The following is a 13,292-nucleotide window of genomic DNA, read 5'->3' as shown; positions in this document are numbered from 1 at the left end:
ATCAATCCCGGATGGAGTAGATGCGCAGGAAGCGCTGGCCATTGGTGCGCTCGATGAGCACCTCGATGCCGCTCAGCCCCATCCGGTCCTGCTGTTCGTCGGCAATGCGTCGGGCAGCCCGGATGTTCTCGGCCACTTCAGGCGGCGTGGTGGGCGTGATGGCCGGCAGATTGGGATAGGCGCTGTTGCCGTAGGGGTCGTTCTTGTCCTGGCCCCCACTCTCGTTGTTCCGGCTGGTGTAGGCCTGCAGCTGGCTGCCGCCCATCCAGCTGTTGTTGACCCAGCCGCGCACACGCATCGAACGCACGTCCATGAGGATGGGCTGCCAGATGAGCGACTGCACCGCACCACCTACTTGGCCGCCGGAGCCGGCGCTGTGCTGCCATTCACTGAAGCCGCGCTCCAGCCGGCCATCGCGCACCTGGTAGACCACCCGCTGCAGGCGCGTGGCGCGCCCGGTGCGGGCAATCTCGCGCACCAGCATCATCGATTGCGAGGCCGCGCCACCGGCCCCGCCCTGGTCCTGCACCACGCGGATGGGGCGGATGCCGCCTCCCAGGTTCTTCACCGGCCAGGTACCCAGCAGGTCTTCTTCCAGCTGCGCCAGCGCCAGCGTGAGCGAACGCAGCTCGTCGGATTCGGTCACCAGCCGCTCGCGGCTCTGGATGACGGCATCCAGCCCACGCCAGCTGAGCACGGCCAGAATGGCCAGCAGCGCCACCGCCACCAGCAGCTCGATGAGCGTGAAGCCGGCAGCACGGCGCGACGAACGGGGCAAGGTGCGCAGCATCATGGTCAGCGCGCCGTGTTGTTGTCGACCACGGCAAAGCCCAGCAGCCGTGCCAGCCGCCCGCCTTCGCGCGAACCGCCCACGGTCTGCCCGCTCTGGGCGGGATCAAAGACCTGGATCTCGATGCGGCGGAAATTGGGGTTGGCCGTGGTGTAGACATCTTCCTGACAGAGAAGCGTCAGGTCACCCTGCGGGCAGTCGAAATTGCGACGCCCCACGGCGGGGAACTCATGCCGCACGCGGATCTCGGTCAGACGGTTCTCGGCGCTCCACTGGGCCAGCGTGCGGGCACGCAGATCGGCCGAGCTGGCCGTGATGGAGCCCACGGCCCGCAGCGAGGCCATGAGCGCGATGGAGATGATGGTGAGCGCCACCAGCACCTCGATGAGGGTGAAGCCCCGGTGTGCAGCCCTGCCCGTCCTGTCGGACAGGCACGCGGACCTACTGAAAATGGTGGGCTGCAAGAAAAGGGGCATCGATCAGAAACGAAACGCCCCGCGAGGGGCGCAAGCAGAGGTGGCAGGGATGAATTACTGCGAAGGCGGCTGGCGCTGCACCTCGAAGATGCCCAGCCCGTTGGCGTGTATCTCGACGGAACCCGCATCGCGCGTGAGGATCACGCGAAAGGGTGGTTCGATCATGTCACGTCCGAATTCCAGCATATCCGAACCGTCCGCCTTCTCCACACGTACCCGAGTGGGGCTTTCCCACTGACGAGCGCGCAGATGTGTGTCATCTTCGATGGGACGCCATTGCCTGTCCTTGAAGATGATGAAGCGGTAACGGTCCCGGGTGTTCTCGAAACGGATGGGGGCACCGCGGATCTGGGCTTCCTCGCGCGCCAGCGAAAACAGCTGGCTGAGGCGTTCGGCATCGGTTTCCAGGGCGCGCAGCGGACTGGGCGAACCGGAAATGACCGTCATCGACAACACGACACCGATGATGATGAGTGCCACCATCAGCTCGACGAGCGTGAAGCCGCGTGCGCGGCGCATGCACTGCCTGCGCGACATGACGGCAGGCGCCCATCCCTCAGCGACGGGCGCCACCGGGGCCTCGTCAGAGATCCCAGCTGCCGATGTCGGCATCACCCGCCTCGCCACCGGCCACGCCGTCGGCGCCGTAGGAGAACACGTCGATCTCACTGTGCACGCCCGGATTCAGGTACTGGTAGGGCTTGCCCCAAGGGTCGACCGGCGCCTTGTCCAGATAGGATTTCCAGTTCTTGGCCGAGGGCCCGGAGGTGGGACGGTTGACCAGCGCATCCAGCCCCTGCTCGGTGGTGGGATAGCGGCCGTTGTCCAGGCGGTACAGCTTGAGCTGCTGCATGATGGCGGCAATGTCGGCCTTGGCGGCCACGGCGCGGGCCTCGTCGGGCCGCGACATGAAGCGCGGCACCACCAGCGCTGCCAGCACGCCCAGGATCATCACCACCACCATGAGTTCGATGAGGGTGAAACCATGGGTGCGACGCCGGCTGCCGCGGGCGGCTTGCAGGCGCGGTGCCGAAGAGACTGCGGCCAACCGTGTGTCGGTCATGTTTGCCGTCGGTGCGGAGACACGTGTTTTCATACCAGCGTTTTTCTCGCAGAGTGTCCTGGGTGGTTTTAACATCGGACGATTGAAGCAGATTCTTCCTCTGCCGTAACTGGCTTGTATGATAGCAGCCACTGTCTGCGCCTCCGGGCGCACGGCGTTACGCCCCATTCCTTGAGACGACCTCACCATGCGGAGTTCCTCTGCCGTCATCCGACTGCTTTCGCTGTTGCTTTTCCTGCTGCTGGTCAGCATCGTCACCTACTGGGCCATGCAATTGCTGGCGCCGCGCGGCGCCATTGCGCCCGATGATGCAATCGGTGACAACAATCGCCCACCTTTACCGATTGCCAGCAAATTGTTTGGTGCACGCAACACGGAAACGGTCGATACCGCCCCGCCTCCCATCGATGTGAAGGTGCTGGGCGTGCTGCAGGCCGGCGCACGGGGTGTGGCGGTGCTGGGCATCAACGAGCGTCCGGTGGCCGCCTACGCCGTCAACCAGAAGCTGGGCAACGGCTCGGTGCTGAAGGCCGTGCTGGATGACAAGGTGATCATCGACCACAACGGCCGGAAGATCGAGTTTCCCGCCCCGGCCCGCTACAGCCTTGATGTCCTCACCAGCAACGCGGGGAACTCCCGCCTGCCGCAAGGGGGCATGCCTGAAGGCATCGAGCCGGCCGAAGGCAGCGGTGATGGCGAAGACGGCATTGCCGGCTCGGGCGCGCATGACCCCTACGCCGGCGGCTATGCGCCCGATGGCATGGCGCCCGGCGAAGGAGACATGGGCGCTCCGGCCGACGGCATGATGGACGATGGCAGCGGCCAGATGCAGGGCGACATGCAGGGCATGAATGCCGCTGGCGCCTATCCGATGTCGCCCTCGCCCGGCATGGCCCGCCCTGGCCTGGACATGCAGGACAACGGCGGCGATCTGCCCTATGGGGGTGATGACGCCAACATGCAGGACGGCGTGGCGCCCGAGCTGGAGGATGTGATGCCCGGCGGCGACCAGCTCGGCAGCCTGGACGGGCTGACCCCCGAGGAGCAGGCCGCTGCGCTGAACGCACTGCAGCAGGGCTCGGGACGCGCCTCGTCCCGCTGACGGAGCGGGCCACGAGCCCGTCTCCCTCCCTGAAATGGTGGGTCAGCCACCCTTGTGCAGCCCCCAGACCTGGACGGCGGAAGCCCGAAGCCCCGGCACCTTCCCTGCCAGGGGACACGTCGCAAGGGGCTCGCGGCGCGGGTTCCTTTACGCCCAGCCTCCTTTAGAATGCGGGGTTCCCTGTCTGGCGAAACCCCATGAAGACCTATCTCGACCTGCTTGACCACGTGCTGACGCACGGTGTGCGCAAGGAAGACCGCACCGGCACCGGCACGCTGTCAGTCTTCGGTCATCAGATGCGCTTTCCGCTGGCTGACGGCTTTCCGCTGCTCACCACCAAGAAGCTGCACACCCGCTCCATCATCCACGAGCTGCTGTGGTTTCTGAAGGGCGATACCAACATCGGCTACCTGCGCGACAACGGCGTCACCATCTGGGACGAATGGGCCGACGCAGAGGGCAACCTGGGACCGGTGTACGGCGCGCAGTGGCGCAGCTGGCCCACCCCTGACGGCCAGCACATCGACCAGATCAGCCGCGTCGTCGAGGACATCCGCCGCTCGCCCGATTCGCGCCGGCTGATCGTCTCGGCCTGGAACGTGGGTGAGCTGCCGCACATGGCGCTGCCGCCCTGCCACGCGCTCTTCCAGTTCTACGTGGCTGAAGGCCGGCTTTCCTGCCAGCTCTATCAGCGCAGCGCGGACATCTTCCTGGGCGTGCCCTTCAACATCGCGTCCTATGCGCTGCTCACCCACATGGTGGCGCAGCAGACCGATCTGGAGCCCGGCGAGTTCATCTGGACCGGCGGTGACTGCCACCTGTACCTGAACCACCTGGACCAGGCCCGACTGCAGCTGTCACGCACGCCGCGCGCCCTGCCCCGGCTGAAGCTGGCGCGCCGTCCCGAATCCATCTTCGACTACCGCTTCGAGGACTTCGTCATTGAGGACTACGACCCGTGGCCGGGCATCAAGGCGCCGATCGCGGTATGAGCAAGCCCAGCCTGACGATGATCGCCGCTCGTGCCCGCAATGGCGTGATCGGCCACCAGAACCGGATGCCCTGGCACCTGCCCGAGGACCTGAAGCACTTTCGCCAGCAGACCATGGGTCACGTGGTGCTGCTCGGCCGCAAGACCTGGGAGTCCATCGGACGCCCGCTGCCGGGCCGTCGCATGGTGGTGATCAGCCGCCAGTCGCTGACGCTGCCCGAGGGCGTGGAACTGGCCGCCAGCCTGGACGAGGCCGTTGCGCGTCACGCGACCGAAGACGAGATCATGGTGATGGGCGGGGCGCAGATCTATGAGCAGGCCTGGTCACAGGCCGACCGGCTTCTGCTGACCGAGATCGCCCTGGACCCGCCCGGCGACGCCTGGCTGGCTGCCCCCGACCCCGCCCAGTGGCAGGAAGTATCGCGCGAGAACGGCACCAGCCAGGACGGCGTGGCGTACGCGTTCATCGAATACCGGCGTCGTCAGGCGGAAGCCTAGCCCCCGGGCAGCTTCTGCCCACCTGTCCATTCCCTGGTTGCCCCTGTCGGCTGCGCGCCGCTGTTTGCAAAGAATGGCAACATCCTGAGGATGGACAGGGCCCAAAACGCTGTGTGTCCGCTATCAAACCACGATTTCTGGACAAACATGCTAAATTGCAACATGAGAGACACATAAGGAAACGCTGGCATGTGCTAGCGCTCCGCCGGAACGGGATCCGGGCCGTCTCCACACATTGCAATCATGGGCAACCTTTCATGACGACGCGCGCCACACAGGTCCAGGTGTCACCGCTCGCCGGCAAGCGCCACGGCAAGGGGTGCCTGCGCCTGAAAGGAACGGCCCTTGAGCACCCTGACCGGGTTTGCCCTGCAGGTCCGCCCCAGCCTCGGGCTTCAGTGCCCACGGGATGGTCCATGCGGCTGCGCCGGACCTGCCGTGTCCTGCTGCTGGCCGGGCTGATGGGAGCTGCCCTGCCCGCCAGCGCGGCCACGCTGCGCTGGGCGGCCCAGACCGAGATCACCTCGCTGGATCCGCATGCGCAGGCCCATCCGCAAGTCCAGGCCGTGCTGCAGCACGTCTACGAGTCGCTGACCCGCTACTCGGGCGGGCTGGAGGTCGAACCGGCGCTGGCCCAGCGCTGGGAACTGCTCACCCCGGTCATCTGGCGCTTCCACCTGCGCCAGGGCGTGCGCTTTCATGACGGCAGCCCGCTCACGGCCGAAGACGTGCAGTTCTCGCTGGAACGCCTGAAAGGCGCCGGCAGCACGCTGGGTACCATGCTGGCCGGCGTGCGCAGCGTGCGACGCATCGACGAGCACACCGTCGACATCGTGCTGGACAAGCCGATGCCGCTGCTGCCGCGTATCCTGACCGATGCACGAATCATGAACCGGCGCTGGAGCCGCACTCACCGTGCCGAGGCCGTACTGGCCTCCAAGCCCGGGGGCAGTGGCTATGCCACCCGAAACGCCAACGGCACCGGCCCCTATCGCGTGGCCGAGGGCTGGGCCCCTGGCCAGCCACTGCACCTGGACCGCAACCCGGACTGGTGGAATACCGGCGGTTTCCCGGGCAATGCCGATCCCGTCATCTACCAGGCCATTGCCTCCGACGATGACCGGCTGCGCGCCCTGGAACAGGGCGAGGTGGACCTGGTGACCGACCTGCCTGGCCAGCGCATCCCGGCGCTCAAGCGCCTCCCCGGGCTGCAGGTGCATACCGACGTGTCGCAGCGCACGCTGCTGATCGGGATGGACCAGTTCTCGGATTCGCTGCGGTACGGCCACACCGGCATGGGCAACCCGTTCCGCGACCAGCGGGTGCGGCACGCCATGGCGCTGGCCATCAACGAGCGCACGCTGATGCGCATCAGTGGCAACATGTACCAGCCGGCCGGCACCATCGTGGCGCCCGGCGTGAACGGCTGGACCGAGGCGCTGGACCGCCGCGAGGCCACCAACCTGCGCCAGGCCCAGCAACTGATGGCTCAGGCCGGCCATGGGGCCGGCTTCAAGGTGACGCTGGACTGCCCCAACAACCGCTACGCCTACGACCAGCAAATCTGCGAGGCGCTGGTCCCGATGTGGGCCCGCATCGGCATCCGCGTGAAGATCAACAGCCTGCCCTTTGCCAGTCTGGTGCCCAAGCTGGAAACCCTGGACAGCAGCCTGTGGATGCTGGGCTGGGGCAGCCCCGATTTTGACGCCCTCCAGAACCTGCTGTCGCTGGCCTACACCCGGTCCGACAAGGTGGATGGCACCTACAACGCGGCGCGCATCAGCGACCCGAAACTGGACAGGCTCATTGACCAGGCCCGCTACGAGAACAACCCCATCAAGCGCACGGGGCTGCTGCAGCAGGCGCTGGAGATCGTGAAGACCCAGTCCTACTATCTGCCGCTGGCCCACGCCATGCGTGCCTGGGTGATGCAACGCTCGATATCGCTGGTGGTACCGCCCAGCGAACGGCCCGAAATGCGCTTCGTGATCGTGACCGGGCGGCGTGCGGGCGTCAGTGACACCGCCCCCGCGGCCCCGGACAGGGCGGGCAGGAATCAGCCCGCCGGCGCACGGAACAAATAGCTGACCCCCACGGCCTGGGCCCCGGGCACGATGCCAGGCTTGACGATGCTGATGCGCACCCACGGGGCCTGAAAACGCGTGACGATGGCCTGGCAGAGATGGTGCGCCATGCGCTCCAGCAGCTGGAAGCGCTGGGCCGCTGCCTCCTGGCGGATGAGATCAGCCACGGCGGCGTAGTCGACCGTGTCCTGGAAGTTGTCGGACAGGAAAGCTGCCGTGGAGGGCAGCCCCACAGCCACATCGATGGACAGCGGCTGGGGCGCGTGCCGTTCCTGCGGGTAGACACCGATCAGCGACTCGACGAGGAGACCCTGCAGGAAGATGTGGGGCGAGGTTTCAGGCATGGAAGAAATGATGACGCCTCCGGCACGGTGAACGTGCATCCCCTCCAAGGCAGGGGGCCGCCATGCGCCATGATACCCGGCAGGATGCCGACGGCGAATGGGCTGTGACGGGCGGCGATTCTAGCATTCCGGGGGTGATGGCTGGAGACTGGCCGTCACGGCTTGTCCAGTCCTTTTCTCAGGTACTCCGAGAGCCAGTATTGGCATTCGGCGGCCAGGCGGCGAAGCTCGGTCATGTTCCCGCCTTCGGCAATGCCCCACCGCTCCGCAAATATCCAGTGCTGCTGGATGACCTTGCATTCCTCGAAGGACTGGCGCCTCAGTTGCTCCAGTAGCCGCTCGTTGATGCCGTTGCCCATTCCTGACTTGGCGGGAATGTCGCCCGGCTCAATCACCTTGCCGGAAAGCAGGCCAACCGACTTGCCCTTCAGCAGATCGTCATGCATGCGCTCCTGCAGCCTGAAGGCATACACCTGGTCGTAGGAGGTCCATGTCTCGAACTCTCTTGCGCCTATACCCCAGGGCCCCCAGATCCGCCTCAGCCCGGTGGCCGGGTCGATGACCGGATTCTCGATATCTGCGACAGCCCCCGTGTAGTTCAGCGATACCTCGGGAAGGTTGGCGCGGAACGCCCCACCTGGCAGTCTGTTCTCGACTGCAGAGGGCGGCAGTGTCTTGTCGTCAAATTTTTCGGGGTGCTGTACACCGTCATAGACAAACCAGAATGCAGCCCCTGCAAGCGTCCAGTAAAACGCCTTCCAGATTCCGCCCGCCGTGATGCGCAGCTGTGCCATGAAGTCTCCAGTCTCGGCGCTGGCTGACCCGTTCAGTCAGGGCAAGCCTCCCGGAAGGGTACACGCGTCCTGCAGAGTGGAATGAGGTCAGAATGGCAGCACCGTGAGATTCTTCACAGGCTGCAGCATTTTCCAGGGACCTTGGGGTGCGTTGAAATCCACGCCGGCGCACTGAGGCAGCCCTTTCTCAGTGAAACACTGCGTCCCACAGGCCGATGAACTTAAGGATCCCGTAGGCTGTCAGCAACCCGACAGTCAGCTGAATGCCCTGGGTCACCAGCGTGTCCTCTCCGTAGATGTCCCTGCAGTGATTAAGGGCTACCAGTTTTTGCCAGATCCGCCTGAGCATGTTGCCCCCGTCTTTGAAAAGACTACCCATGAGATTGTACGAACAGCCAACCGAACGTCCTTACTGACGGATAGACGGCCACTTGTCGGCCCGCAGCCGTAGGGGTGACGTTGTTCATGCTTCAGCCGTTAGGCAGTGTGGAATATCCACCGCCACCATCCCAAAAGTATCGCTAAAGATATGACTCCCCCTAGGCAGAACACCAACGCCCACATGAAATAGCGGATGAGCTGCCACCGCGCCCACCGGGCCAGATCAAGCTCGATCTGCTTTCTTGCTTTTCGAGCCCTTTTTGTCGCCTTGTGCAGCTCACGAGCTGCCTTGGATGGCTTGTTCTGCATGCACACGCTCCGCGACGGTTTGCAGCATGCGGGCATTGCGCCCGACCTGGCCTGAGAGCTGCATCCTGTGCTGCCCAACGGTGTGCCGTACCGCACAGTCGAGCCCGCCATTCGTCAGTTGCTCCCGGCATTCTTCCTGCCAACCGTGCTTACGAGAGACAGCCATGCTGCCTTCCCGCTCTCCACGAGACGAAGGTCTTGCTTTCCCGAGACAAGTACCGCTAGCATTTGTATATACAAAAACGGGTTACAATGACCATGCGTCAGCGCTTCACTTGGGATCCAGCCAAAGCCGCCAGCAACCTGCGCAAGCATGGCATTTCCTTTGAGGAGGCCGTTTGCGTCTTCGCCGATCCAATGGCCGTTACACGCCAGGATCGCATCGAGAACGGCGAGCAACGCTGGCAGACCATTGGCGCAGTCGGTGGCTTTACCTTGCTTCTGGTGGCCCACACGCTGTGGGATGACGAAGCAGGCATTGAGGTCGTGCGCATCATCAGTGCTCGTCGTGCAGACCGAAAGGAACGGAGAATCTATGAAAACGGTTAGTGTCACCCTGGACGACCTGCCACCGCTCTCGCCGGAGCGGATTGCGGAGCTGCGCACCCTGGCCGAGCGCCCCGACAGCGAGATCGACTACAGCGACATCCCGGCACAAGACCCGGCAGACTGGGCTGACGCCGAGCGCGGCCGCTTCTACCGTCCTATCAAGACCCAGACATCAATCCGTATCGACAAGGATGTCATGGCTTGGCTCAAGCGTGACGGCAAGGGCTACCAGACCCGCATCAACGCCATCTTGCGTGAGGCGATGCTGCGCGACCTGCAGCAGCCTGCCACCTCGCAGGCCACGCCAGCCGCTGCTCAGGGCGAACGTGCTGACGCCAATGTCTGAAGGGATCGGCGCCCAGATCGGCGATATGAGGCGGCTGGCATCTGCCTGAGGCGGCAGGTTCGGCAGCGGGCAGGCCACATCAACGACGTGCCGCCTGTCAATCTTCAACCGCACAGTTGGGCCCGCCATTCTCAGTTGCTCCCACTGGTCTTTCCTGCCGGCAGGGCTTGCGTCGGAAGCAATTGGAGGGCAGCGCCACCTGGCGGCTGTACGGTTGCGGGATTGGAATGCGTTGAAGGTGTCCGGCGCGGACGTGAGAGACAGCGCCCTGTATTGTTGTTGCTTGAGGGGCACCGTTGTTGACGCACAAAGGAATGGCGCCTCCGGCACGAATCGAACGTGCGACCCTCCCCTTAGGAGGGGGATGCTCTATCCACTGAGCTACGGAGGCGTGGTGCCCGATTGTACCGGATGTGTCGGTGGGGTGTCGGGAACGGCGGGGGAAGGCTTGGTGGCCGTTGGCAGGCTTTCCACAGGCACCATGCGGTTGCGCTCCAGCACGTCCAGGGGCAGCTTGCGGATGGCATCGTGCAGGGCGGCGGCATCGATGGCGCTGGCCTGGGCGGTGAGGCGCACGCCGTTGGCCAGCACATAGCCGATCTCGATGCGGTTGGAGTCCTTCCAGCGCAGTTCCGAGACACTGCGGGCGCCTTCGCGGTAGCTGCGTTCGATGGTGGCGGTCGTCTCGCTTTCCTTGTGGCCCTGGGCACCGGTGGCAGCGGACTGGGCCAGCAAGGCACCAGCGCTGGCCGGGTCGATGAGACGCAGATCCAGTTCGGTACCGCCCTGGCGGCCGTAGATGCCATGGGCCATGACGGCGCGGGACGACACGCCGCCCCACGGTTCGATCTGCAGGGACTGCAGCTTCAGTCCCAGGATCTCGCTGGGGAACCACTCGGAGAGCTGGGCCGGCGTGAGCGGTACACGCTCCTGTCCACCGGTGACAGTGGCCGCCAGGGCGGTGGCTGCATCACGCGCGGCCTGTGCGGCTGCCAGGGAGTCGTTGCGGGCGCTGGCGCTGCCAGCCTCGCGGGCGGCCTCGTCCAGATTGCGATCGGCCTGCTGGATTTTCTCGATAGGCACGAGCACGCGGCCATCACCCTGGCTCAAGGCGGGCCCTTCGGCGCCGACGATGGCGGGTACGGCCTCCGGCGGCACCATGCTTTCCCAGACCCGGTCAGCCAGGGGGCGCAGCAGCATGTTGGTCAGCAGGAAAAGCACGACGACGATGCCGCTGAGGATGCGTCCGCCACGAGGCGACACTTTCAGCAATGCGGGCATGCCACCCAGCAGCAGGTAGACCGACCAGCCGCCGCCCAGCACCATCAGCAGGGGAAAGAGCGACATCAGCAGCGGCTGGAGTGCGGCTGCCACCAGGAGGCCGGCCATGGCGTAGCCGACGACGGCAAAGGCCTTGCGCAGATGGCGGGTTCCACCGAACCGGGGCGCGCACAGCTGTGTGACCAGTGCCAGAAGGGTGAACTGCACGAAGAAGGCCAGGCTGCCACCGCCCAGCAGCACCAGCAGTTTGGTCAGTCGCTGCGGATGATGCAGCACGGGCGCATCGTCGTAGAGGTGCTGACCGAAAACCAGGCTGAGCCAGACCAGTAACACCAGAGGCAACAGCCAGCCCACGTACAGACGGCGCAGCGGGACATCTTCCCGGTCGATCTGCTGCCACTCGGACAGGGGCGACGTGAACAGCCGAAACAGGCGTCGAGGCAGTTTCAGGGTCGGAGGACCGGCCGGATCACGTTTCATCTGGTTGGAAGCGTAGGAAAGAACTATTTCCTTGCACGATTTACAACATTAGAACCGTCAGCCGTACAAGCGGTCAACAAATACAATGTGCCAATTCGTCAGTACCGCCCGATGAGGCGCCCTCGCTGACCTTCCTGTTGTCATTCACCAACATCTCGCGCCTTCGGGCCGATGGATTCCATCATGAGCACCCCCAGACAACCTGCCCCCCCTTCCCTGCAACTGCTGGATTCAGCAGGTATTTTCCAGGCCCTGCTGCCCCTGGCATCCACCTGCGGCCTGCTACTGGAGCCCTCGGATGGGACTGCAGGCGGTGAGGCGGCGCAGAGCGCCCCGGGGGGCGGCGGTGGCATTCGCGTCCGGCTGCAATCCGTGCCGGCCACGGCTGACGCCCACTGGTTTCAGCATGTGGCGCCCGGCCATGTGGCGGTGCGTTTCCACCTGCCGCACGCAGCCGAGCTGGTGGTGCTGCCCGAGCAGTCCGAAAAGCTGGTGAGCGATGCGGCCGACCTGCTGGTTCAGCTGGGATTGGCGCTGACGCTGACACCGGCCCGCGCGGGTCTGGTGATCGACCGCGTTCGCCATGGTTATTTCAACGAGGGGCTGGCCTTGCTGGGAGAAGGCGTGGCGGCACAGGAGATCGAGGCGGCCGGCACAGCAGCCGGCTACCGTGCTGGCCCGCTGGCGCTGCTGGATGAGGAGGGGCTGGAGGTGACGGACCAGCTCTACCACCAGAGCCTGGGCGAGCATGGCTGTGGATGCGGACATGACCATGGACATGATCATGGCCACAGCCATGAACATGGGCATCATCATGGGCATGCGCATGCGCATGGGCACCACCACGAACATGGGCATGACCATGGGCATGAGCACCACCACGAGCACGAGCACGAGCACGAGCATGGGCATCATCATGAACATGCACATGAGCACCACCATGGTCACCATCATGACCACGATCATGCACATGGCTGCGGGCATGACCAGGGTGAAGCGGAATCCGCTGCCCTGTCCGGACACGAGGTGAAGCGCCCGCAGGCCACCAAGGCCCACTCGGCCGACGAGAAACCGGCCAAGGCGGAATCCGGCTGCGCTTGCGCCTGTGCGGCCAAGGCCGCAGCGCAGGCCCACGATGAACACGATCTGGAGGACGATCTGGGCCACAGCCATGAGCACGACCACAGCCACAGCCACGATCATGGACACCATCATGGGCATGACCATGATCACCACCATGGGCACGGACATCATCATGATCACGATCACGCACATGATCACCATCATGGCCACGACCATGCGCATGATCACCATGACCACGATCACGGGCATGCACATGGCGCGGCGGAGTCGGCTGTCTGGCCTGTGCTGACGGAAGAAGCAGCCTATGCCATGGAGAAGATGGCGCATGGCTTCCAGCGCAAGGGACGCGCGGCTGGCAGTGGCTTCTATGACTATTACGACGACGAGGACGAGGATCCGGACCTGTGGTCGGGGCTGTCGGCCTTCCTGCGACGCAGCGTGAAGCTGCCGGCCGACGACGTGCGCGACCGACTGCGCTACATCGTATGGGTGGAGCTGCTGAACAGCCTGAAGGCCCGCGCCCTGCCCTCGGCAGCGACGGCCGACGTGGCAGCACGCGGTGCCGATCTGTGGGCTGACACGGCCTCTGCCCCGCTGGCCGCACTGCGGGCGCTGGATGCGGATGAGGTGGAGCGCCGTGCTGCCGAGCTGGTCGAGCGCTATGGCCAGCGCTTTGCGCTGCCCGCCAACTGGCGCGAGCTGCTGAAGGCCTGATCAAGGC

The 13,292-nt window shown here is 64.9% G+C and carries 14 protein-coding genes and 1 tRNA gene; 7 read left to right on the top strand and 8 right to left on the bottom strand.

Translation table 11 applies throughout. The features are described from left to right. Position 1: 1 nt before the first annotated feature. From EL249_RS07330 to gspG, 4 genes are all read right to left on the bottom strand, one after another. Positions 2–793, bottom strand: a complete 792-nt coding sequence (locus EL249_RS07330) for a type II secretion system protein GspJ (RefSeq protein ID WP_005673398.1) — start codon at positions 791–793, stop codon at positions 2–4. Between the two features lie 2 nt (positions 794–795). After that, positions 796–1,254: a type II secretion system minor pseudopilin GspI gene (gspI, locus tag EL249_RS07325; protein WP_419178804.1), complete on the bottom strand. Its 459-nt coding sequence runs from the start codon at positions 1,252–1,254 to the stop codon at positions 796–798. A 66-nt stretch (positions 1,255–1,320) separates the two neighbouring features. Further along, the gene (locus EL249_RS07320) at positions 1,321–1,785 is read right to left on the bottom strand and encodes a GspH/FimT family pseudopilin (protein ID WP_050781850.1); all 465 of its coding nucleotides are present in this window, start codon (positions 1,783–1,785) and stop codon (positions 1,321–1,323) included. Between the two features lie 64 nt (positions 1,786–1,849). Continuing rightward, positions 1,850–2,329, bottom strand: coding sequence for a type II secretion system major pseudopilin GspG (gene gspG / locus EL249_RS07315; RefSeq protein WP_005673401.1), 480 nt, complete (start codon positions 2,327–2,329; stop codon positions 1,850–1,852). 187 nt (positions 2,330–2,516) lie between these two features. On the opposite strand from gspG, the gene EL249_RS07310 reads away from it, so the two are divergent. From EL249_RS07310 to EL249_RS07295, 4 genes are all read left to right on the top strand, one after another. Continuing rightward, positions 2,517–3,431, top strand: a complete 915-nt coding sequence (locus EL249_RS07310; RefSeq protein WP_005673402.1) for a type II secretion system protein N — start codon at positions 2,517–2,519, stop codon at positions 3,429–3,431. A gap of 197 nt (positions 3,432–3,628) precedes the next feature. Then, positions 3,629–4,423 (top strand): thymidylate synthase, encoded by a 795-nt coding sequence (gene thyA, locus EL249_RS07305; RefSeq protein ID WP_005673404.1) that lies wholly within the window; start codon positions 3,629–3,631, stop codon positions 4,421–4,423. Further along, positions 4,420–4,920, top strand: a complete 501-nt coding sequence (locus tag EL249_RS07300) for a dihydrofolate reductase (protein ID WP_005673405.1) — start codon at positions 4,420–4,422, stop codon at positions 4,918–4,920. The genes thyA and EL249_RS07300 overlap by 4 nt, the downstream gene beginning before the upstream one ends. A gap of 416 nt (positions 4,921–5,336) precedes the next feature. Then, on the top strand, positions 5,337–7,004 hold the full coding sequence (locus tag EL249_RS07295; RefSeq protein ID WP_005673408.1) for an ABC transporter substrate-binding protein: 1,668 nt from the start codon (positions 5,337–5,339) through the stop codon (positions 7,002–7,004). On the opposite strand, the gene EL249_RS07290 is transcribed toward EL249_RS07295, so the two are convergent. Together EL249_RS07290 and EL249_RS07285 are read right to left on the bottom strand one after the other, a co-directional pair. Further along, the gene (locus tag EL249_RS07290; protein ID WP_040531188.1) at positions 6,977–7,348 is read right to left on the bottom strand and encodes a dihydroneopterin aldolase; all 372 of its coding nucleotides are present in this window, start codon (positions 7,346–7,348) and stop codon (positions 6,977–6,979) included. The two genes, EL249_RS07295 and EL249_RS07290, sit on opposite strands and share 28 nt — an antisense overlap. 155 nt (positions 7,349–7,503) lie before the next feature. Further along, a complete protein-coding gene (locus tag EL249_RS07285; RefSeq protein ID WP_005673410.1) occupies positions 7,504–8,142 on the bottom strand; it encodes a hypothetical protein in 639 nt (212 codons plus the stop codon). A 948-nt stretch (positions 8,143–9,090) separates the two neighbouring features. Here EL249_RS07285 and EL249_RS07275 point away from each other — a divergent pair. Both EL249_RS07275 and EL249_RS07270 read left to right on the top strand, forming a co-directional pair. Next, positions 9,091–9,381, top strand: coding sequence for a BrnT family toxin (locus EL249_RS07275; protein ID WP_040531190.1), 291 nt, complete (start codon positions 9,091–9,093; stop codon positions 9,379–9,381). Continuing rightward, positions 9,368–9,727 carry a BrnA antitoxin family protein gene (locus EL249_RS07270; protein ID WP_005673414.1) on the top strand — a complete coding sequence of 120 codons (360 nt, stop codon included), beginning with the start codon at positions 9,368–9,370 and terminating at the stop codon, positions 9,725–9,727. Before EL249_RS07275 ends, EL249_RS07270 begins: the two co-directional genes overlap by 14 nt. A 315-nt stretch (positions 9,728–10,042) precedes the next feature. Here EL249_RS07270 and EL249_RS07265 read toward each other — a convergent pair. After that, positions 10,043–10,118, bottom strand: a tRNA-Arg gene (locus tag EL249_RS07265). After that, the gene (locus tag EL249_RS07260) at positions 10,109–11,488 is read right to left on the bottom strand and encodes a Yip1 family protein (RefSeq protein WP_083799483.1); all 1,380 of its coding nucleotides are present in this window, start codon (positions 11,486–11,488) and stop codon (positions 10,109–10,111) included. The genes EL249_RS07265 and EL249_RS07260 overlap by 10 nt, the downstream gene beginning before the upstream one ends. A 183-nt stretch (positions 11,489–11,671) precedes the next feature. Here EL249_RS07260 and EL249_RS13745 point away from each other — a divergent pair, with 183 nt between their 5' ends. Further along, positions 11,672–13,285: a 3-hydroxyacyl-CoA dehydrogenase family protein gene (locus tag EL249_RS13745; protein WP_169311671.1), complete on the top strand. Its 1,614-nt coding sequence runs from the start codon at positions 11,672–11,674 to the stop codon at positions 13,283–13,285. The last annotated feature ends 7 nt before the right edge of the window (positions 13,286–13,292 follow it).

Origin of the sequence: Lautropia mirabilis (assembly GCF_900637555.1) — a bacterium.
In the GTDB taxonomy this organism is placed as follows: Bacteria; Pseudomonadota; Gammaproteobacteria; order Burkholderiales; family Burkholderiaceae_E; genus Lautropia; species Lautropia mirabilis.
This window is presented reverse-complemented; position numbering and strand designations above follow the sequence as displayed.

Bases quoted from the DNA above. Each gene is read 5' to 3' on its own strand.
- EL249_RS07330 (WP_005673398.1), bottom strand. From the start codon at position 793: ATGATGCTGCGCACCTTGCCCCGTTCGTCGCGCCGTGCTGCCGGCTTC.
- EL249_RS07320 (WP_050781850.1), bottom strand. From the start codon at position 1,785: ATGCGCCGCGCACGCGGCTTCACGCTCGTCGAGCTGATGGTGGCACTC.
- gspG (WP_005673401.1), bottom strand. From the start codon at position 2,329: ATGACCGACACACGGTTGGCCGCAGTCTCTTCGGCACCGCGCCTGCAA.
- EL249_RS07310 (WP_005673402.1), top strand. From the start codon at position 2,517: ATGCGGAGTTCCTCTGCCGTCATCCGACTGCTTTCGCTGTTGCTTTTC.
- thyA (WP_005673404.1), top strand. From the start codon at position 3,629: ATGAAGACCTATCTCGACCTGCTTGACCACGTGCTGACGCACGGTGTG.
- EL249_RS07300 (WP_005673405.1), top strand. From the start codon at position 4,420: ATGAGCAAGCCCAGCCTGACGATGATCGCCGCTCGTGCCCGCAATGGC.
- EL249_RS07295 (WP_005673408.1), top strand. From the start codon at position 5,337: ATGCGGCTGCGCCGGACCTGCCGTGTCCTGCTGCTGGCCGGGCTGATG.
- EL249_RS07290 (WP_040531188.1), bottom strand. From the start codon at position 7,348: ATGCCTGAAACCTCGCCCCACATCTTCCTGCAGGGTCTCCTCGTCGAG.
- EL249_RS07285 (WP_005673410.1), bottom strand. From the start codon at position 8,142: ATGGCACAGCTGCGCATCACGGCGGGCGGAATCTGGAAGGCGTTTTAC.
- EL249_RS07275 (WP_040531190.1), top strand. From the start codon at position 9,091: ATGCGTCAGCGCTTCACTTGGGATCCAGCCAAAGCCGCCAGCAACCTG.
- EL249_RS07270 (WP_005673414.1), top strand. From the start codon at position 9,368: ATGAAAACGGTTAGTGTCACCCTGGACGACCTGCCACCGCTCTCGCCG.
- EL249_RS07260 (WP_083799483.1), bottom strand. From the start codon at position 11,488: ATGAAACGTGATCCGGCCGGTCCTCCGACCCTGAAACTGCCTCGACGC.
- EL249_RS13745 (WP_169311671.1), top strand. From the start codon at position 11,672: ATGAGCACCCCCAGACAACCTGCCCCCCCTTCCCTGCAACTGCTGGAT.